The sequence below is a fragment of the Rhodoferax sp. genome (genome assembly GCF_028689305.1).
Taxonomy (GTDB): domain Bacteria; phylum Pseudomonadota; class Gammaproteobacteria; order Burkholderiales; family Burkholderiaceae_C; genus Rhodoferax.
Genome location: NZ_JAQTWM010000071.1, coordinates 1 through 20,742, shown reverse-complemented (window position 1 = coordinate 20,742; position 20,742 = coordinate 1). Strand labels below are relative to the sequence as shown.

Annotated in this window: 19 protein-coding genes; 6 read left to right on the top strand and 13 right to left on the bottom strand. The window is 59.4% G+C overall.

Annotation, left to right across the window (positions count from 1 at the left end; genetic code table 11):
- The first annotated feature begins 51 nt into the window (after nt 1-51).
- The 4 genes from PHW99_RS13735 (at nt 52) to PHW99_RS13720 (ending at nt 5,793) form a co-directional block, all read left to right on the top strand.
- On the top strand, nt 52-1,128 hold the full coding sequence (locus PHW99_RS13735) for a PhoH family protein (protein ID WP_300178562.1): 1,077 nt from the start codon (nt 52-54) through the stop codon (nt 1,126-1,128).
- A gap of 89 nt (nt 1,129-1,217) precedes the next feature.
- Entirely contained in the window at nt 1,218-1,661 is a 444-nt protein-coding gene (ybeY, locus tag PHW99_RS13730; protein ID WP_300178559.1) for an rRNA maturation RNase YbeY, read from the top strand.
- A gap of 32 nt (nt 1,662-1,693) precedes the next feature.
- The gene (locus tag PHW99_RS13725) at nt 1,694-4,135 is read left to right on the top strand and encodes a Lon protease family protein (RefSeq protein ID WP_300178556.1); all 2,442 of its coding nucleotides are present in this window, start codon (nt 1,694-1,696) and stop codon (nt 4,133-4,135) included.
- Nucleotides 4,136-4,263: 128 nt separating this feature from the next.
- The gene (locus PHW99_RS13720; RefSeq protein ID WP_300178554.1) at nt 4,264-5,793 is read left to right on the top strand and encodes an acetyl-CoA hydrolase/transferase family protein; all 1,530 of its coding nucleotides are present in this window, start codon (nt 4,264-4,266) and stop codon (nt 5,791-5,793) included.
- A gap of 21 nt (nt 5,794-5,814) precedes the next feature.
- Here the strand turns inward: PHW99_RS13720 and PHW99_RS13715 are convergent, their stop codons facing one another.
- The 13 genes from PHW99_RS13715 to PHW99_RS13655 all read right to left on the bottom strand — a co-directional run bounded on the left by PHW99_RS13715 (nt 5,815) and on the right by PHW99_RS13655 (nt 18,909).
- Entirely contained in the window at nt 5,815-7,434 is a 1,620-nt protein-coding gene (locus PHW99_RS13715; protein ID WP_300178551.1) for a class I adenylate-forming enzyme family protein, read from the bottom strand.
- 72 nt (nt 7,435-7,506) lie between these two features.
- Nucleotides 7,507-7,941 carry a Rid family hydrolase gene (locus tag PHW99_RS13710; protein ID WP_300178548.1) on the bottom strand — a complete coding sequence of 145 codons (435 nt, stop codon included), beginning with the start codon at nt 7,939-7,941 and terminating at the stop codon, nt 7,507-7,509.
- A gap of 37 nt (nt 7,942-7,978) precedes the next feature.
- Nucleotides 7,979-8,674, bottom strand: a complete 696-nt coding sequence (locus tag PHW99_RS13705; RefSeq protein ID WP_300178545.1) for an ABC transporter ATP-binding protein — start codon at nt 8,672-8,674, stop codon at nt 7,979-7,981.
- A 1-nt stretch (nt 8,675) separates the two neighbouring features.
- Entirely contained in the window at nt 8,676-9,446 is a 771-nt protein-coding gene (locus PHW99_RS13700) for an ABC transporter ATP-binding protein (RefSeq protein ID WP_300178542.1), read from the bottom strand.
- Nucleotides 9,443-10,732, bottom strand: coding sequence for a branched-chain amino acid ABC transporter permease (locus PHW99_RS13695; protein ID WP_300178540.1), 1,290 nt, complete (start codon nt 10,730-10,732; stop codon nt 9,443-9,445). Before PHW99_RS13695 ends, PHW99_RS13700 begins: the two co-directional genes overlap by 4 nt.
- 3 nt (nt 10,733-10,735) lie before the next feature.
- A complete protein-coding gene (locus tag PHW99_RS13690) occupies nt 10,736-11,683 on the bottom strand; it encodes a branched-chain amino acid ABC transporter permease (RefSeq protein ID WP_300178537.1) in 948 nt (315 codons plus the stop codon).
- Nucleotides 11,683-13,263: a gamma-glutamyltransferase family protein gene (locus PHW99_RS13685; RefSeq protein WP_300178534.1), complete on the bottom strand. Its 1,581-nt coding sequence runs from the start codon at nt 13,261-13,263 to the stop codon at nt 11,683-11,685. The genes PHW99_RS13690 and PHW99_RS13685 overlap by 1 nt, the downstream gene beginning before the upstream one ends.
- A gap of 3 nt (nt 13,264-13,266) precedes the next feature.
- The gene (locus tag PHW99_RS13680; protein WP_300178531.1) at nt 13,267-14,235 is read right to left on the bottom strand and encodes a tripartite tricarboxylate transporter substrate binding protein; all 969 of its coding nucleotides are present in this window, start codon (nt 14,233-14,235) and stop codon (nt 13,267-13,269) included.
- An 81-nt stretch (nt 14,236-14,316) separates the two neighbouring features.
- Nucleotides 14,317-14,802 (bottom strand): MaoC/PaaZ C-terminal domain-containing protein, encoded by a 486-nt coding sequence (locus tag PHW99_RS13675; RefSeq protein ID WP_300178528.1) that lies wholly within the window; start codon nt 14,800-14,802, stop codon nt 14,317-14,319.
- Nucleotides 14,799-16,055: a branched-chain amino acid ABC transporter substrate-binding protein gene (locus tag PHW99_RS13670; RefSeq protein WP_300178525.1), complete on the bottom strand. Its 1,257-nt coding sequence runs from the start codon at nt 16,053-16,055 to the stop codon at nt 14,799-14,801. The genes PHW99_RS13675 and PHW99_RS13670 overlap by 4 nt, the downstream gene beginning before the upstream one ends.
- A gap of 53 nt (nt 16,056-16,108) precedes the next feature.
- Entirely contained in the window at nt 16,109-16,726 is a 618-nt protein-coding gene (locus tag PHW99_RS13665) for a DJ-1/PfpI family protein (RefSeq protein WP_300178522.1), read from the bottom strand.
- Nucleotides 16,727-16,744: 18 nt separating this feature from the next.
- Entirely contained in the window at nt 16,745-17,791 is a 1,047-nt protein-coding gene (locus PHW99_RS13660; RefSeq protein ID WP_300178519.1) for an aryldialkylphosphatase, read from the bottom strand.
- 314 nt (nt 17,792-18,105) lie between these two features.
- Nucleotides 18,106-18,909 carry an alpha/beta hydrolase gene (locus PHW99_RS13655; protein WP_300178517.1) on the bottom strand — a complete coding sequence of 268 codons (804 nt, stop codon included), beginning with the start codon at nt 18,907-18,909 and terminating at the stop codon, nt 18,106-18,108.
- 133 nt (nt 18,910-19,042) lie between these two features.
- On the opposite strand from PHW99_RS13655, the gene PHW99_RS13650 reads away from it, so the two are divergent.
- Nucleotides 19,043-19,717: a TetR/AcrR family transcriptional regulator gene (locus PHW99_RS13650; RefSeq protein WP_300178514.1), complete on the top strand. Its 675-nt coding sequence runs from the start codon at nt 19,043-19,045 to the stop codon at nt 19,715-19,717.
- 59 nt (nt 19,718-19,776) lie between these two features.
- A partial coding sequence (locus PHW99_RS13645) for an RNB domain-containing ribonuclease (protein WP_300178511.1) occupies nt 19,777-20,742 on the top strand: 966 nt, incomplete at its 3' end.

Below are 20,742 nucleotides of genomic sequence, written 5' to 3'. Positions count from 1 at the left end.
GGGGGACTATTTCAGGGGCGCACGCGCGTCCCGCTTTCAGGAATTATCAACGTGATCATCCGGCACCTGTTTTCTCCCCCGAACAACACCCGCCTGGCCCACCTGTGCGGCCCGATGGACGCCCACCTGCGCACCATTGAAGCGGCGCTGCAAGTCAAGATTGCCCACCGCCACGAGCAATTCAAGGTGGACGGCCTGAAAGTTCGCGCCCAGCGTGCCATGGAAATGCTGCAAGCCATGTATGAGATGGCGGCGCGTCCGATCGAGCCGCGCACGGTGCAGCTGATGCTGGCGGGCGATGGCCCGGTGGGCGGAGAAGACGGCCCGTCGCTCAAAACCCGGCGCGCCGACCTCAAACCACGCTCCATGAACCAGGCCACTTACCTGGACAGCATTGCCAGCTGCGACATCACCTTCGGCATTGGCCCGGCCGGCACTGGCAAGACCTACCTGGCCGTGGCCATGGCGGTGGACGCCCTGCAGCGCAGCACGGTGCAGCGCATTGTGCTGACCCGCCCGGCGGTCGAGGCCGGTGAGCGCCTGGGCTACCTGCCCGGTGACCTGGCACAAAAGATCGACCCCTACCTGCGCCCGCTGTACGACGCGCTGTACGACCTGATGGGCTTTGAGGCGGTGCAAAAAGCCTTTGAGCGCCAGACCATCGAAATCGCCCCGCTAGCTTTCATGCGCGGGCGCACGCTCAACACCTCGTTTGTGATCCTGGACGAGGCGCAAAACACCACACCCGAGCAGATGAAGATGTTTCTGACGCGCATCGGCTTTGGTTCCAAGGCAGTGGTGACCGGCGACGTGAGCCAGATCGACCTGCCCACCAGCCAGCTCAGCGGCCTGATTGACGCCGAGCGGGTGCTGAAAAGTGTGGACGGCATTGCGATCTGCCGCCTGACCAGCGCCGACGTGGTGCGCCACCCGCTGGTGGCGCGCATCGTCGACGCCTACGACGCGCCCGGCCGCTACAACCCGCACCCGCGTGACGATGCGCTGCCGCTGCCGCCGCTGGCACCACCGCCGGTGTCGCCACCACACACACCGCCCAGATCACCATCGCCACGGCAGCGCGCCAGCACCAAGGCGCCCGCCAGCCGCACCCAGCCAACCCGCCCTTGAGCCAATTTGATATTGTTTTTATAGCTACTTAGGCAATAAATACGTGGGCTAGAGGCCAATTTCTTATCATTTTTTTCAAACCCTCCCCTATGCATTCCTTCACCCTGTCCCTGCAATTTGGCAAGTTCCCTGAGGTCGCGCTGCACCGCGCGACCCTGCCGCGTCACAAGGTCAGCCGCTGGCTGCGCGCGGCCTTGCAAAGCGACGCCGAAATCACCGTGCGCATTGTGGACGCGGCCGAGGGGCAGGCGCTCAACCGCGATTACCGCCACAAGGACTACGCCACCAATGTGCTCACCTTTGACTACACCCTGGAGCCGGTGGTCACAGCCGATCTGGTGTTGTGCGCCCCGGTGGTGGCCAGGGAGGCCGAGGAACAGGACAAGACCCTGGAAGAACATTACGCCCATTTGTTGGTACATGGCGCCCTGCACGCCCAGGGCTGGGACCATGAAGAAGACGAAGACGCCCAGGTGATGGAGCTGCGCGAGAGCGAGATCATGGCGCGGCTCGGGTTTGACAACCCGTATTGACCCCTCGTTTTGCCACCAGATCGACCCAACACATGAGCGCCCAGACACTCCTCCCCAGCGCACTGCGACTGAACATTGACGCCAGCAGCTTCGGCTTTGCCGACACCACCGAATTGCAGCACCTGGCACTGCCATGGATCGGCCAGGAGCGCGCCGAGCAGGCGGCCCGGTTTGGCCTGGAGATGGATCAGCCGGGCTACAACCTGTTCATCCTGGGCGAGGTCGGCAGTGGCCGTACCACGCTGCTGAGCCAGATGATGCGTGAACACGCCGCCCGGCGGGCTGTGCCGCCCGACCTGTGTTACCTGTACAACTTTGACGCGCCCGAACATCCGCGCGCGCTGCGCCTGCCCGCCGGCGAAGGCCGTCTGCTGCGCCAATTGATGGCCCAGCTGGCCAAAACGCTGCAGGACGAAATCCCCAAGCGGCTGGCCGCCCCGGACTTCACCGCCGACAGCGACCGGATTGAGCGCATCGGCAAGACCGAGGAGGAGCGTGTTTATGCCGAGCTCAGCGCCTTCGCCGACGAACGCCATTTCGCCCTGGTGCGCGACCAAGGCAACATGGTGTTCACCTTGAAGGACGAGAAGGGGGAGCCAGTGACCGCAGGCAAGGCGCTGGCCCTGTCGCCCGAGCAGCGTCTGCGGATCGACGCCGACGAAGACGCCTTGCGCACCGAGATCAGCCGTTATCTGGAAAAGACGCGCATCATGAAGCGCACCCTGAACGACGAGCTGGCGGCGCTGCGCCGACGCACCATCAAACCGCTGCTCGACCACGAGATGCAGGTCATCCGCAATGAGCTGCGCAAGCAGATCAAGGACACCGTCAAACTCGGCAGCTACCTGGACCAGGTCCAGCACGACGTGCTGGAAAACCTGGAGCTGTTCCAGCCCTGCGAAGACGAGGACGTGCGCCTGGAGGCGCTGGTGGAGGTGTTGTCACGCTTTCGGGTCAATGTGGTGGTGGACAACCATGGCTTGCAAGGCGCACCGGTGATCCAGGAGGACAACCCGCTGTTTCGCAACCTGTTTGGCGGCATTGAATACGAGTCGGAAGAAAGTGTGCTGGTGACCGACTTCTCGCGCATTCGCGCCGGCAGCCTGCTCAAGGCCCACGGCGGTTTTCTGATGCTGCACCTGCGCGACTTACTGACCGATGAACCGGTGTGGGAAAAGCTGCGCCGTTTCCTGCGCAGCGGGCGCCTGCAGATCGAGGAGCCCGGCATGATGTACGCCCCGATTGCCGCAGTGGCGCTGACGCCCGAGCCGGTGGACGTGGAAGTCAAGCTCATCCTGATTGCCTCGGTCGAGGAATACTACGCGGTACAGGAAGGTGATCCCGAATTTGCCCGGCGTTTCCGCTGCAAGGTGGACTTTGCCGAGAGCTTTTTGGCCACACCCGAGTCCTGCCAGTCCACTGCGATTTTTGTCGCTCATACCTGCCGCCGGCTGGGCTTGCTGCATTTCTCGGCTGCCGCCGTGGCCACGCTGATCGAAGAAACCCACCGCGAAGCCGAAGACCAGACGCGCCAGAGCGCCATCTTTTCGCACTCGGAAGCCCTGGTGATGGAAAGCAGTGCCATGGCCCGCCAGCGCGGCGCGGCCCTGGTGGAGCCGCAGGACGTGTTGGCAGCGCAGCAGGCGCGGGTGCACCGGCACAATTACCCGGAACAGCGGCTGCAGGAGACCATTGTGGATGGTGAGCGGCTGTTGGAGGTCACGGGTGAAAAAGTTGCTCAAATCAACGGCCTCACGGTGATTGACCTGGGCGACTACCAGTTCGGCTTTCCGGTACGGGTCACGGCGCGCACCTACGCCGGGGAAGAAGGTCTGATCAACATCGAGCGCGAGGTCGAGCTGTCCGGCCCGATCCACGACAAGGGTGTGCTGATCCTGCACAGCTACCTGTCGGCGCTGTTTGCCCACATTGCCCCGCTGGCGATGAACGCTTCGGTGGTGTTCGAGCAGGAATACAGCGGTGTGGAAGGCGACTCGGCCTCGTGCGCCGAGTTTTACGCCCTGCTCTCCAGCCTGTCGGGCCTGCCGCTCAAACAGGGCATTGCCGTCACCGGCGCAGTCAACCAGCACGGCGAAATGTTGCCGGTGGGCGGCATCAACGAAAAGATCGAGGGTTATTTCAAGAGCTGTGAACTGCTGGGCTTTGACGGCCAGCAGGGCGTGCTGATCCCGAGCCGCAACCGGCGTCACCTGATGTTGTCGCCCAACGTGGTCGAAGCCGTGGCCCAGGGGCGCTTTCACATCTATACCGCCAACCTGGCCAGCGAGGGCATGGCGCTGCTCACGGGGGTGCCGTTTGGCAGCCGTGAAGCCGCCGGCTACCCGGCCGGCACGGTGCTGGGGCAGGCACAAAAAACGCTGCAGCACTACCGCCAGGCCTGCGAAGCCCTGGGCTCGCATCCGCCTGAGCGACGGCCGCGCAAGTTCAATTCCCCGCGTGCGCCACGGTTTTGAACTGCGACGGTCTCCCGTTGGCGGGAGACCACACGCCAGGCGCGGCAGATAAACTCTTGCCATTCAACCTTATTGTGAACGTGCACCTGCGGACCTTGGTCCCGGGAACGCTTTGCCCATCGTTATCCATGACCTCCAACAACCGTATCGCCCACCCGGGACTTCGTCAAAAAATCATGTCGGCCGAAGCGGCCGCCGCTTTTATTCAACACGGTGACAACGTCGGCATGAGTGGTTTCACCGGTGCCGGTCATCCCAAAGTGATCCCGCAGGCGCTGGCACGCCAGATTGAAACGGCCAACCAGCGTGGTGAACACTTCCGCATCGGGGTCTGGACCGGGGCTTCCACCGCGCCGGAACTCGATGGCGCCCTGGCCAAGGTCGGCGGCGTCGAGATGCGCCTGCCCTACCAGTCTGACCCCACCTGCCGTGATCGCATCAACAACGGACAGATGGACTACATCGACATCCACCTCTCCCACGTAGCGCAGTTTGTCTGGTTCGGTTTTCTGGGCAAACTGAACGTGGCGGTGGTGGAAGTGGCCGGCATTCTGGAAGATGGTCGCCTGATTCCATCATCCTCAGTCGGCAATAACAAAACCTGGCTGGACCAGGCCGACAAGGTGATCCTGGAGGTCAATGCCATGCAGCCCCTCGGCCTGGATGGCATGCATGACATCTACTACGGCACCCAATTGCCCCCCAAACGCAAGCCGATCCCGATCACCGCCGCTGGCGACCGGATTGGTGAACCCTATCTGCGCTGCGATCCCGACAAGATCCTGGCGGTGGTGGAAACCAACCTGCCCGACCGCAACACCACCTTCACCCCACCCGACCACTTGTCGCAACGTATTGCCGAACATATCCTGGACTTTCTTGACCACGAAGTGACAAAAGGCCGGCTACCGCCCGAACTGTTGCCGCTGCAATCCGGGGTGGGCAATATCGCCAACGCGGTCTTGTCCGGACTGAACCAGGGGCCGTTCGACAACCTGACCGGTTATACCGAAGTGCTGCAGGACGGCATGCTGGAGATGCTCAAGTCCGGCAAACTCACCATGGCGTCAGCGACGGCGCTGTCGCTGAGTTCCACAGGAATGCAAGAGTTTCTGGACAACCTCGATTTCTATCGTCAGCGCATCGTGCTGCGCCCGCAGGAAATCAGCAACCATCCCGAAGTCATCCGGCGCCTGGGCATCATTTCGATGAACGGCATGATCGAGGCTGACATCTACGGCAACGTCAATTCCACGCACATCATGGGCACCCGCATCATGAATGGCATTGGCGGCTCGGGCGATTTCGCCCGCAATGCGTTCCTGTCGATGTTCATGACACCGTCGACCGCCAAGGGCGGCGCCATTTCCTGCATCGTGCCGATGGCCTCCCATGTCGACCATACCGAACATGATGTGCAGATCATCGTCACCGAGCAGGGTCTGGCTGACCTGCGCGGGTTGGCCCCGCGCCAGCGTGCCCATGCCGTGATTGAACGCTGCGCCCACCCCGACTACCAGGCGGCACTGCGTGACTACGTGGCCCGTGCCGAGCACCGTGCCCGGGGCGGACTCGCTGGCCTGCATACCCCGCACCTGCTGGAGGAAGCCCTGTCGTGGCACAGCCGCTTCGAGCGTGAAAGCCGGATGCTGCCGTAAGGCGGTCCGGCACCGGCCGATTCACCCGGCCAAGGCCTGCGTCAACACTTTGGCCTGCGCTTTCAAGGCGGCTTTGTCAACCTTGCCGATCGGCAACATCGGCAAAGCCTCCACGATCACCAGCCGTTTGGGAATTTTGTAATTGGCCAGTCTCTCGCGGCAATATTGCACCAGGGTGGGGACATCCGTACCCGCGCCGTTCAGCGCCACAAAGGCCACCCCGACCTCACCAAACAGTGGATCAGGCACGTCCACCACGGCCACCTGACCGACGTCCGGATGGCTTTCCATCACCTGCTCCACCTCGCGGGGATAAACGTTGTACCCGCCTGACTTGAACATCTCCTTGCAGCGTCCGGCGATGCGCCAGGAACCGTCCGGGTTTTCCACAACCAAGTCGCCGGTCCTGAACCAGCCATCCGGACTGAAAGCACCCTCATTGGCTTGCGGTTTGCGATAGCCGCTGAACATCCATGGGTCTTTGATCTGGACTTCACCCACCTCACCCAGCGCCACCGGCGCGGCCGTGTCCGGGTCGACTAGGCGCAAGATGCGGCCAGGATCGGGCCAGCCGACACTCTGCCTGAGCAATGCCAGGTCGTTGGTCAATTCCGACAAGGTCACGGCCCCGACACTTTCGGTCATTGAATAGTCCACGGCCAGCTTTCCGGCCACCTTGGCCAGGGCATCGATCAGCGCGTCGGAGGCACGGCCGCCGCTCCAGATGGCGGCCTGCAGATGAGACCAGTCCATGGTCGCTGCACGTGGATCGTCCAGACACATCTGGAACATGGCCGGCGCCTGGTACCAGAAGGTCAGCTTGTGGCGCTCAATCGCGTCCAGCGTGCCATCGGCACTGAATTTCTCCAGGAAAACTTGCGCCCCACCGCTCACCAGACAGGTGCAGACCAGATCACCCAGACAGCCGATGTGGTTGACCGGCAGGTTATTGATGGTCCGAAACGGCGTCACCTTCCAGACGCGGGAGCGCACCTGGGCACCCTTGATCAGGGCCTGGTGCGACAGACACGCGGCCTTGGGTTTACCTGTCGAGCCGGAGGTGTAGACCAGGGCGGCAATCGCATTTTTCGGCGCTTTGTCGTCCCGGGCCCGGTGTTGATCTTCGGCACGCAAGGGCGGTGGCGCAAAGACCGGGAAATCGGACCAGTCCTGCGTCTCACCAAGCCAGAAGAACTGGCTGCCTGCCATTCCTGTCAAGGCAGCCACATAAGCCAGGTCGTCGCCATAGTGACGCCCGGCCATGACTTGTCGGGCAATGACGAGGGTGGGCTTGGCGTCACAAAGCACATCGGCCAGTTCATGCCGTGTGTATTTGGGGTTGAGCCCCAGCCAGGTGGCGCCGCTTTGATGCGCGGCCAGGAACAGGACCAGGAAGTCAATGGACGGGGGAGCCAGAACGGCAATCACATCACCGTCGCGCACACCGCTGGCCTGCAAGGCATGCGCCGCAGCGTCGACCCGCCGGGCCAAGGCGGCATAACTGAGGCATTGCCCGGCATCGATGGCGGCATCGGCCTCAGGAGTCTGGTCGGCCCAATACGCCAGGAAATGCTCGATCCGGTCCAGCGGTGATTCAGCGCCCTGGTTGTATTTTGTTAATGGGTTCTCCGGTCTTGACATGAAAAGTCCTATGAAATGTCGAAGGGATGATGTTGCTGTCCCGCGCAGTTGGCGCGGCCTGATCTCAGCCTTTCAAGCTTGCGTTGACCCGATCCGGCGCGCATCGGCTTCGATGTACACCAGCATGTCCGGCCGGACCAGGTCCGCCACCGCAACCACTGCGCAAGCGGGTCTGATCTCGGCAAACACCTCCCGGTGCGCCCGCGCCACAGCGTCAAGGTCGGCAAACGAACGCAGATAGATGCGCGTGCGCACAATGTCGCTGGCATCAAACGCCACCTTGGCCAGCGCCTGGGTGATGTTCCGGATGCACTGGTCAGCCTGGGCATAGGCATCCCCAGCCCCAACCAGCTGCCCCTGCGCATCCAGTGGGGCGCAGGCCGAAACCCAGGCTTCGTTGTCCAGGCAGACCACGCGGGAAAAAGCCAGTATGTCGTCATAAGGTGTCATGGCTTTGACACGCACCCTGTCCGATTTGGCGCTGGCAGCGTTGGCATCTGGATTCATGAAATACCTCTTCAAAAAGCATCAAACGCTGGACGGCTCAAACCTCCAGCCACTCCTTGCGCACCGCCTCATTGGCGAGCAGGGTTTGCGGGGTGCCTTCAAACACGATGCTGCCGTGTCCCATCACCAGGCAACGGTCAGAAATCGTCATGGCAATTGTGAGTTTTTGCTCAATCAGCAGCACCGACAAACCGCGGCGCTTGAGCTCGCTGAGGTAATGCGCAACCAGTTCCACGATCTTGGGCGCCAGACCTTCGGTGGGTTCGTCGATGATGACCAGATCCGGGTCTCCCATCAGGGTCCGGCACAAGGTCAGCATTTGCTGTTCGCCGCCGGAGAGCACCCCCGCCTCGGTATGCTGGCGCTCGCGCAGACGCGGGAACATCTGGTACATGTCGTCCAATGACCAGCGTGGTGTCTGGTGCTGCCGCTTCTGGCCAAGCAACAGGTTTTGCTCAACCGTGAGCGCAGGGAAGATGTCACGACTCTCCGGCACATAACCCAGCCCCAGGTGCGCGATCTCAAAGGTCTTCTTGCCAATCAGCTCCTGGCCTTGCCAGAGAACACTACCCCGGCCATCGACCAAGCCCATGATGGCTTTGGCCGTGGTGGAACGCCCCGACCCGTTGCGCCCCAGCAGGGCCACAATTTCCCCCTGATGCACCTCAAGATGTACCCCGTGCAACACATGGCTTTTGCCATAGTAGGCCTGCAGGTTGTGGATGGACAACATGTCAGACTCCGCCAGACTGTGCGTCGGCTACCGGCGAGCCGAGATACGCTTCCTGTACGCGGGCATTGGCGCGTATGGCGTCGGGTGTATCAAAGGCAATGACTTCGCCATACACGACAACGGCGATCTTGTCCGCCAGGCCGAACACCACACCCATATCGTGCTCCACCGTCAGCAGGGTCTTGCCGATGGTGACTTCCTTGATCATCTGGATGAAGTGCATGGTTTCGGAACGGCTCATACCGGCAGTGGGTTCGTCCAGCAGGATCACGTTGGCGCCGCCTGCGATGGTGATGCCGATTTCAAGCGAGCGCTGCTCTGCATAGGTCAAGTTCATGGCCAGGACGTCACGTTTCTTGTCGAGCTTGATCATGGCCATCAGTTCTTCGGCGCGCTGGTTGGCGTCATCCATATTGGCCAGGAATTTGAAGAAGGTGTAGCGATACCCCAAACTCCAGAGCACGCCACAACGCAGGTTTTCAAACACGCTGAGCCTGGGAAAAATGTTGGTGATCTGGAAACTGCGCGACAGTCCCAGGCGATTGATTTCAAACGGCCGCAAACCGTTGATCCGATGTCCGTTGAGCAGCACGTCACCACTGCTGGGTTCGAAGCGGCCACTGATCAGATTAAACAGGGTGGACTTGCCCGCCCCGTTGGGCCCAATGATGGCCACCCGCTCACCCGCAGACACGGCCAGATTGGCGCCACGGATGATCTCGGTCTGACCAAAACTCTTGCGCAGGTTTCTGAGTTCAAGTGCATGGTTCACAGGGTTTGCTCCTGATGTTGACCACGCGCGGTCTCTGACTGGATGGCATCCCACTTCTGGGTAAAGTCTTTCTGAAACCACCTGAACAAGCTGATCCCCAAGAACATCGCCAACAAGGCCCCAAGCCAACTCACCATGGCCCGGACATCCAGCACCCAACCCAAAAAGTGTTTTTGTGAACCTGCTTCGGCATGAAGCAGCAAGTGATAGGACATTTCGATCAAGGCCGAGGCGCCAGCCACTGCGGCCAGACCGGCAAATAGCAGCGCCAGGTAGTTCACCCACAACTGGCGCAGCCCGCCCAATCTGAACACGTGCAGATTCTTGCTGATCAAGGCGGCGACACCACCGGGGGCATACATCACCATCAGCAGAAAAGTCAGACCCAGGTACAGAAACCACGCTTCGGTGTATTCGGACAACAAAACCGAGGCCAGCACCATCAGGACAGCGCCAATGATGGGGCCGAAGAAGGCTCCCGCCCCACCCAGAAAGGTAAACAGCATGTAGGCACCGGAACGTGACCCGCTGATGACTTCAGAAGTCACAATTTCATAATTCAACGCCGCCAGGCCGCCAGAGATGCCGGCAAAAAAGGCCGCCACAATGAAAGCGAAATAGCGGATTTTCTGGGTGTCATACCCGACAAACTCAACCCGTTCCGGGTTGTCACGCACCGCATTGAGCATCTGTCCCAAAGGCGTGCGGGTGAATGCATACATCAGGACGGTGCAGCCGAAGGTATAGGCAGCGATCAGGTAATACAACTGGATCTGTGGACCGAAAGTGATGCCCAAGGTCTTGGGACCAGCCACGCGGTTGCCAGAAATCCCCCCCTCGCCACCAAAAAACTCCGGGATCATCAAGGACATGGCCCACACCAGCTCACCAATGCCGAAAGTGATCATGGCAAAAGGGGTGCCGGATTTTTTGGTGGTCACCCATCCCAGCAGCAGCGCAACCAAGGCGCCACACACTCCACCAATGATCGGGATCAGGCTGACGGGTACGGGCCATCCGCCCGACACCAGATTCAAGGTGTGGACAGAGAAAAAGGAACCCAGTCCAGCATACAGCGCATGCCCAAAACTCAGCATCCCGCCCTGGCCGAGGAGGATGTTGTAGCTCAGGCAAACAATGATGGCAATGCCGATCTGGTTCAGCATGGTCTGGCTGAAGCGGCTGGAAAACAGCATGGGCAGGACCAGCAGGACCAGCGCAAACAGCACCCAGACGAGCACCCGTTGCACGGAAAACCATTTGAAATGGTGCGATTGGCTGCTCATGGCTCAGCTCTCCCGGGTGCCCAGCAGGCCCTTGGGTCTGAAGATCAGGATCAGGACCAGAAACAGATACGGCAGGATCGGCGCCACCTGACTGACTTTGAGCTTGAGGACGGTGTAGCCCAAAGACTGCGGTGTCAACACCACCCCCAGAGCCTGCAACAACGACAGGGCGGAGGCATCAATCGCCACAGCAAAGGTCTGGATGACACCAATGAGCAGGGACGCCAGGAACGCCCCGGCCAGTGAGCCCATGCCGCCGACCACAACCACCACAAAAATGATGCCTCCAACCGCCAGCGCCATGCTCGGCTCCGTCACAAAGGCATTGCCTCCGATGACTCCGGCCAGGCCAGCCAGCGCACAGCCGCCGCCAAACACCAGAGTGAACACACGCGGCACGTTGTGCCCCAAGGCCTGTGCCATCTCGGGATGTGTCAGGGCGGCCTGGATGATCAGGCCAATGCGGGTCCGTGTGAGCAACAGCCACAAAGACGTCAGCATCAGGACGGCCACCAGCATCATGAACGCCCGATACTTCGGGAATTGTGTGCCATACAAGGTGAACAACGGGCCTTCCAATTCAGCCGGGACCCTGTAGTCCACTGAACCGCGCCCCCATGTGAGCTGTACCAGTTCCAGAACGATGTAGCTCAGGCCAAACGTGATCAGCAGTTCAGGCGCATGGCCAAACTGATGAACCTGTCGCAGACAGTAACGTTCAAACGCCGCGCCCACCACGCCAACCAGCAAGGGTGCCAACAGCAAAGCCGGCCAGAAACCAACGAGCGCAGTGCCCGTATAGGCAAAGTAGGCCCCCAGCATGTAAAAGGACGCATGGGCAAAATTCAGCACACCCATCATGCTGAAGATCAGGGTCAGTCCGGAGCTCAACATGAACAGCAACAAGCCGTAACTGATACCGTTCAGCAAGGAAATGGTGTAGAACTCCATCAGAAACCCACCACCGCACCGTCACGCCGGGGGTCGCTGGCTCCGGCCCAGGCGTCCCGGCATCGAGAAATGGCAAAGGCGCCGCCGAAGTCGAGGCCGGTCAGGCCGGGGACATCGGCTCGATGCCCCATGGCGCGCAAGCCAGCGGCCAGCTCCGGTTGAAAACCGGACTCAAAATCCAGTTGTACCGAACCATGCGCATGTTCAACCTTCCAGCGCCTGGCATCCACTGCACGTTGGACATCCCAGCCACCGTCGATCATCCGTGTCAACAACTGCACCTGGCCTTGCGGTTGTATCGGCCCACCAGTCACCCCAAGACTGGCCCAGGCCTGGTTGTCACGCAACACCATGCCGGGAATGATGGTCTGCAATGGCCGCTTGCCGCCAGCCACCTGATTGGCATGTCCCTCTTCGAGCGAGAAGCAGGCGCCCCTGTCATTGAGATGAATCCCGGTTCCGGGAGCAACCACCCCCGATCCGAATCCAAAAAAGGTCGACTGAATCAGCGAAACCAATCGACCGTCCGCGTCGGCGGCGGTCACATACACGGTGCCGCCCCATGGTGGCTTGCCGCCACCAAAATCCTGCGCACGTCCGGGATCAATGCGCGCATGCATGGCCTGGCGCACGGCCGCATCACACAGGGGCGCCAGGGCGGCAGCAGAAAGTGGACCACCGCCCAGTGTCGTGTAGCCATGCGCAAACGCCAGCTTGAGCGCCTCGACCTGAAGATGCGTCCAATCCACAGACTCCACCGCGTCAGCTGTCACCTCACATTCATTCAGCAGCGCCAACGCAATGAGCGTGACAAGGCCTTGCGTATTGGGTGGAAGCCCCAGCACTTCGCAATCCCGATAGGGGGTGCGCAGCACCTGCATGGATTCGACACGATGACGCTGCAGATCATTGAGGGACAAGGCGGCGCCGTTATCACGCGCGGCAGTTGCCAGCGCCTTGGCCAATTCACCTGAGTAAAAATCCTGGCCTCCACTCTCGGCAATCAGCCTGAGTGAGCGCGCCAGCGCCTCATTGCGAAAAGTCTCACCAGCCAGCGGTGCCCGGCCAAGCGGCGCAAAGACGGGCGCAAACGTGCTGGCAAAACCAGGCACGTCCTTGAGTCGAACCAACTCACGGGCCCACTTGGTGGCAATGATCTGGCTGACCGGGAAGCCGTTTTGTGCGTAGTCGACAGCGGCATCAAAAAGCCGGGCAAACGGCAACGCGCCAAACCGGGAAGAAAGCGCCGCCCAACCAGCCACAGCACCTGGCACCGTCACACTCTCCCAGCCAAGCAGCGGCATCGTGGCCCGCCCGGCAAAACGGGCCGGCGACCATGCCGCAGGTGCAGCGCCAGAGGCGTTGAACCCATGCGCTTGTTGTCCGTCCCACACCATCGCATACAGATCCCCGCCGACACCATTGCTCACCGGCTCGACAACGGTCAAGGCAATGGCGGTCGCCAACGCGGCATCAATGGCATTGCCACCATGCCGCAGGGCATCCAGGCCGGCCTGTGCCGCAAGATGCTGCGAGGTTGCAACAAGATTTCTGGCAATGGTTGGTGTACGCTGGATCATGGTTTATTCGATCTTGATGTTTTTTGCGACAACGATCTTGCGCCAGTAGTTTTCGACGTCCTGCATGTAGCGCGCCAATTCAGCTTGCGGACCGGGCGCGGGCGTGACGCCAAATTTCGCCAGCCGCTCCTGAGTGGCTGGCATTTTCAGTGCCTTGACCAAAGCAGCGTTGAGTTTTTCAAGCACGTCGGACGGTGTCCCGGCCGGTGCAAACAGACCCAACCAGAGTGAAGCATCAAACTTCTGGAGCCCCACCTCATCCAGCGTCGGGACATTCAAGCCATTCACCCGCGCTAACCCACCTGTCGCAAGAATCTTGATCTTGCCTGCATCCGCCTGCGTCCGCGCAGTCACGACCGCGTCAAACATCATGTCGATCTGGCCCCCTACCAAATCAGACATCGCCTGCCCCGTACCACGGTAAGGGATGTGGACGATGAAGGTATTGGTTTCCAGCTTGAATGACTCACCTGCCAGATGCGCCAATGAACCAACCCCGGACGAGGCATAGGACAGACGTCCTGGGTTCTGCCGGGCGTAGCTGATGAACTCCTTGATGTCCTTGACCGGCATCTTGTTGGACACCGCAAGCACGGTAGGCGACATGCCAATCATGCCAACCGGCGCAAAAGAGCGCTTGGGGTCATAAGGGATTTTTTGCCCCAACAATGTCGGCAGTGAATGTGTGCTGGTACTGCCCAGGGTTAACGTGTAGCCATCGGCTGCTGCTTTGGCACCAGCATCACTGCCAATGGTCCCCGCTGCTCCGGCCCGGTTTTCGATGATCACGGATTGTCCAAGGGATTCGCGCATGCCTTCTGCAACGACCCGTGTGATCACATCGTTGGGACCACCTGGCGGAAAGGGCACGATGACGCGCACCGGTTTTCCTGGAAAGCCCTGCGCCTGCACCAAGAGGCTGCAAGTCAAAGCCGCACCAGCAAGGATGGCCTTGAATCCATGGGAAACCATCTGTCTTGCCACATCTGGATGTTTCGCCCTACAGAAAGGACCGACACCACCCACCAATATTTCTGTCACGGAAGTCATCATTTATTTCCTCACCATCATGATTAACCAATCAGCAATCAACGCGGGCTTGACCTGGTCCTTGACCTCTACGGTGGTGGTCAAGGTGTTCAGCGTGGTCTTGTCGTTCTTCCTGGCAACGTCTTTGAGCACAAAAGTCGCCCGGATTTCACTGTCAACCATCACTGGGCTGATGAGCCGAACCCGATCAAAACCGTAGTTCAGTGCATAAGCCTGGTTGTCTGGCCGGGGTATGGCCTCGTTCAGCAGATAGGTCAGCATGGACAGCGTCTGGAAACCGAACGCAATCGGTTTGCCAAATGGACTGTTCTGCTGGCACCACTCGGGATCAACGTGCATGTGATCCCAGTCATTGGTGTTGCGGGCAAAGTTGTCGATACGCTCCTGGTCAACCCTGAACCACGGCGACTGCCCCACGATCTGGCCGAGCAGATCTTCCGGACGTTCCGTCACAAAGAGCGACAAGGCTGGTGTTGTCTTAGCCATCATTTGGTCGGGCGCCCCATCTGACAAGAAGTAGGCTGCGACGCCACATAAGACTCCATGACACTGTCAGCTGCAAAACCAAACCCCGTACCCTCGACGTCATGTTTGACCTTCTTGCCGTCTGCTTTGGCAAAAGTGGTCACCATGATCGCTTGCTGAAGTTGATGGTCGTTGCGACGCATTTCCTCTTCGCCCAGCAGGCCTTTGATTTTCAGGCCTTCCATCGCTTGCGCGACAGCCAGCGGTTCGACCGACTTGGCTTTGGCGACACCGGCACTCAGAAACGCCATCGTTGAATACACCGAAGCCCGGGCAAAATCTTCCTTGTACTTCGCCTTGAACCCGGCTGCGATGGGTTCCAGCGTGCTTCTGTCGGAATTGCGTGACCAGTTGCTCACGTTATGCACTCGCCCCTCTCCGGCTGCGCCAAAGGCCGCAGGGCTGCCAACCAAATCACCATAGAAGGTATAGAAGTTTGCCTTCAGATTCGCAGCCTTGGCGGCCTTGATCAGCAGGACCAGGTCATTGCCCCAATTTTGTGTGATGACCGTGTCAGCGCCGGACGCACTGATCTTGGCGACATAGGGCGCAAAATCCTTCACCTGCCCCAGGGGATGCAAATCGTCCCCCACAATCTTCAGGTCTTGCCGCTTGCGGGGCAACATCTCCTTCACATAACGCGAAGCCTGCTGTCCAGCCGAATAGTTCTGGTTGATCAGATAAACATTCTTGACGGATTTTTCCTTGGCCAGGTGACTGGCCAAGGCATCCACTTTCATGGGGACATTACCGTCGAATGAAAAATGCCAGAAGCTGCATTTTTCGTTGGTCAGCGTGGGATCAACCGCACCATAATTGAGAAACAGTACCGACTTGTCGGGTTCACGTTCGTTATGCTTGTTGACCGCGTCAATCAGCGCCAGCGCGGCGCCTGAGCCCGATGCACCCAGGGTGACGTAGCGGATCCCTTTGTCAATCGCGCTCTTGAGCACCGTCAGTGTTTCCTGGGGCGTCCCCTTGGAGTCGAACGGCACCACTTCAAACTTGATGTTTGCGCCAGCGGCTTTGGAGACATTCATCTGCTCAACCACATATTCAAAGTGTTTGAGCTGATTGGCCCCCACATTGGCGAACACACCGGAAAGCGGATCAATATACCCAATCTTCACGGTTTGCGCCGCCACCACGCCAACACCCAACATACCCGCCGAACCGATGGCGATTGCCGCTGTCAGTTTCCTGATTTTTGTCTGCATGTTTATCTCCTGGAAATCATGTCAATTCAATTTTTCATCCAACCATCCACCACTCACAGTGACCGGAAATAGGCGGCACCTTCGGGTAAACGGTGCGCGCTGCCATAAGTTTTTGAACTGGGGTAATACTCTGCGTTGAGCTGTACCGTAGAGGCCACCTCTTCACCCGCTTCCTGGGCGATCAATGCCAACGTGGCATCCATGCCGGCAGAAACACCCGCTGAGGACCAGACCTTGCCGTCACGGACAAAACGATCTTCCACAACCTCTACCCCGGCCTGCCTCAGCCGGGACAGCACCTTCCAATTGGTGGCGGCCTTGCGGCCCTGCAAAAGACCCGCAGCAAGGAGAATGAAGCTGCCAGAACACACGGACAGAATGGCGTTGACATGCTCCGACTGCTGCTTGACAAAATTGGTCAAGACCGGGTTGTTCATCTCATCAAATGCCGCAAAGCCCCCTGGCACCAACAAGTAGGACAAAGCGCCACACGTAGAGAACGTTTCATCCGGAAGCACCCTCATACCGTGTGCGCAAGTGACTGGCGCGTCGGACTGGGCTATCAACAGTGGTTTGGGCCCGCCCGCGTAACGATGCCACATGCCAACCAGTTCCCAGGGACCTTGAAAATCAAGTTCCTCGACACCAGGATAAATCAGAACACCAAACATCTGTCCCACCTCTCCTTCTCAGACAAAGGTCAACAAACGGCGAGGATTACCCACCACGATGGCGTCAATCTCGGCAGCGGAAAAACCACGACTCTTCATCAGCGGGATGACATTGCTGAAAATATGCGCGTAGCCATGCCCGCCAAAACGAGTCAGGCGGGTCCGGTAGCAAATGTCATGACTGATCACCACACGCTCCAGATGACCACGGTCGATCAGTTGACGAATCAACCGCAAACGCATGGCATCATTCGGCATGTCGATGTCGGACAACGAGTAATAAGACTGCTCCATGCCAAACAGATCGAATTCGATCACCACGCCAGCGTCCGCAAGTCGCAACAGGCGGTCTTCATCAAAAATGGTGCGGTCAATGTGGCTGATGATCACCCGGGATGGATCAGCGCCATGCGCCCTGACAAAGTCAGCCACTTCCTGAGGCTGATCTGGATGCCGACCTGGATGCACGTTCAACGACGCCCCGGTTTCCATCATGGCCAGAACCGCCCCTGCCATCACGCGCTTTTCCAGATCCGTCCACGGCGCCTGACAACCGATTTCGCCAATCACGCCAGCCCGGACATCCGTGTTCCAAGCCCCGATCTGAATCTGGTCGATCATTTCACTGGCGAAACTTTCCACACCACGATCGTGGTTGGCTCCTGGTTGATATTCATGGACATAGTGACCACAGCCCATGACCACATGCACACCCGAGTCACGGGCCAACGCCACCAATCCATGCGGCCTCGGGTCGAGACCGCCAGAAGACAACTCCACCACCGTCCGCCCCCCCGCGGCAGCCATCAGCCTGAGCTCGTCAGTGGCACAGACTTCATCACTCAATCGATAGTTGGCAAACGCCTTGCGCCGTCCGTAGTTGATTGAAAAACAGTTGCACAGCGTGATTTCTGGCCCCTGATCAGGATCAGCCCGCATCGCGGGGGTACGAATGTCCCACAACAAATGTTCGTGCATCAGGGTTGCACCAAGCTCCTGTGGATCAATCAAGCCCAGCACCGTCTGCGCACGTCCGCGCATTTCGGCACGTGTCAGTCGCGTCATCTTGCCGTCTCCTTCAAGAAGGCCATGCGTCCGTGCTTCAAGAAAGCCGGACATCGCCTACAGGGAGTCACCCAGCCAGACGCCGCCAGTGGGCCTGGCAATGTGGCAGCAGCGGGAACAAACGGAAACATGATCATTGAGCGAAAGTTCATTTTTGACATAGGTGTCAATAAATAATAACATGTATGTCAGTTTTTGCAAGAAGGAAATTCATCATGTCAGTTGAAGACCGCTTAGCGGTCTTCACAGCCGCGAAATCCAGTTGACGGGTTTGCCGCCTCATCGGAGTCCAAACATGCCCTTCCCCACATGGGTCAGGCATGCTTTTTTAGAAACTGAAGCAACATGGCATTCAGGATGGCTGGCTCCTCTATGGTTGCCGTGTGGCCGGCTCGCGGGATGATCTCCAGCTGCGAATGGGCAATGCCTTCATGAATCATCTGGGCGCGCCTGGGGCCATTGGCACCATCGTGTTCCCCGGTTGTGACAAACACCGGGCATTTCACATGGGGCAACAGGTAGCGAATGTCGCGCCGGCGCAAAATCGGCGCCGCAGCACGGCAGCAGGCCACCCGATCATTGGCACACATGATGTCGATCCATTGCGCCTTCAACGCGGCACGGGATTCGTCAGCCAAAAAATCAGGACCAAAAATGATCGGCGCCATCTGATCGCGGATCGACTCAAACCCTTCATTGAGGATCTTGTCGAACAGGGTCTCGTATTTGGTGAGTTTCTCGTAGGGTTCGCCATCTGCCGCCGCGCCGATCGCAAACAGACTCCTGATGCGCGTTGGCCATTCGGCCGCCATGCGGATACCAGCCACACCACCGATGGACAACCCTACCCAGTGAAATTGATCCTGTCCCAAATGGGTCATCAAGGCCATGCAGTCACGCGCCAAGTTATCCACGTCATATCCACCCAGGGTGACTTCACTTTTGCCCTGGCCGCGCCAGTCGAGGCCAATACAACGGTATTGCGACTTCAGCGCTTCAAACTGGGGGGCAAACATGGCACTTGAAAAGAAGATGCCGTGCGTGAACAACACGGCTGGCTTGTCGCCGCCAGTATCTTCGTAATACAGATTGGCATCATTGACTTGTGCATAGGGCATGGTGATCTCCGGTTTTTCATTGATCTGACACAAACGTCATATAATACTAACATCCATGTCAGTTTTCAGCAAACATCTGAATCAGAATCATCTTCGTGGCAGGCCTTCACGCACCAGTCCTTACAATCCGGTCATGAATCCAGATCCCTCTGCCAATTTTTTGCACGTACTGGAGGCGCGCATTCAGGACCCGGGTTTCACCAAGGGTGAGCGTACTCGCGCCACCATCCGTTGGGCCACAGCCGCCATACTGGAGAGCACGGGTTATGCCAGCTTCTCGCTCGACATGGTGGCGCGCAAAGCCGACGTCTCCCGGCCAACCATTTACCAGTACTACGCCAACAAGCGCGACTGCGTGTTGGATGTGTTGTCCGAGTTCCTGACCATCGTGTTCCAGTTCGTCGAACGCAATGGCAAAGCCAAACGCGCCAAGACCAATGACCTGCTGACACAAGTCACCGATGTCAACCTGGAATACATTGCGTTTTACCGGGAAAACGCGGCCTTGGTTGAGCGCGTGCGCGAACTGCGGCAAGACATTCCCGAGTTGATCAGCCTGCAACAGGACGTCAATCGGAAATGGGCCGAACGTGTGGCGGCCCGTATCAGCAAAGACGGCCCGTTGTCCCCCAAACAGGCCCTGCTTACCGCCTATGCGCTGGAGTCCATGATTGACGATTTCCTGCGCGAGCTGTTTGTGCTCAAAAACCCGCATCTGGCGGCACTCAACCTGTCGGATGAGGCCCTGGCTCAAGGCCTGTCTGGTGTCTGGGTGCGCGCCGCTTGTGGCGTCCTGCCCCCGACTTGAAGGGCCGCTTGGGCACCTTACCGGGCTGACGCCCCGAAACGTCGTGGGACAATCTGCCCATGCACTTATTATTTGAAGAAACCGGCAAATTCCTGGCTGGGCGGATGTTGTCCGAAACCGACACGTCGGCCCAGGTCGAGCTCGATAGCGGCAAGCGCGTCAAAGTCAAGGCCAGCAACATCCTGCTGAAGTTTGAAAAACCCGAGCCGGCACAACTGATGACGACGGCGCAATCGGTGGCCGCCGGTGTCGAACTGGAGCTGGCCTGGGAATTTGCGCCCGAAGACGAATTTGGTTTTGCCGACCTGGCACGCGACTATTTCTCCGCCCAGGCGACGTTGGCCGAGCAGGCCGGCATGTTGTTTGCGCTGTATGACGCCCCACACTACTTTCGGCGAGCCGGCAAGGGGCGCTTCCGTAAGGCCTCGGCCGACGTCCTGGCCCTGGCGCTGGCAGCCATCGAGAAGAAAAAGCAGATCGCTTTACAGATTGAAGCCTGGGTCAAGGAACTGAGCGCGGGGGTATGCCCACAGCCGATTCGGGACCAGCTCTACAAAATCCTGTTCAAGCCCGATAAAAACGCCCCCGAGTACAAGGCGGTGGTGGAGGCCTCACGGGCCGGCCACCTGGGACCGCTGGAGTTGCTGATCAAGACCGGGGCGATTGATTCGCCTTACCAGTTCCACTGGCGCCGTTTCCTGCTGGAAAACTTTCCCAAGGGCACCGGTTTTCCGAAACTGGACGCCCCACTCATCACCGAGGAATTGCCGCTGTCGCCGGCGCGCGCGTTCTCGATCGACGACTCTGCCACCACCGAGATTGACGACGCCCTGTCGGTCGAAGGCCTGGGCAGCGGCACCGTGTCAGTGGGCATTCACATCGCGGCACCGGGCCTGGCCATCACCCCCGGCAGTGCCATCGACCAACTGGGTCGGGCGCGCCTGTCCACCGTCTACATGCCAGGCTACAAAATCACCATGCTGCCTGACGAAGTGGTGCAGAAGTACACGCTGATGGAGAACACC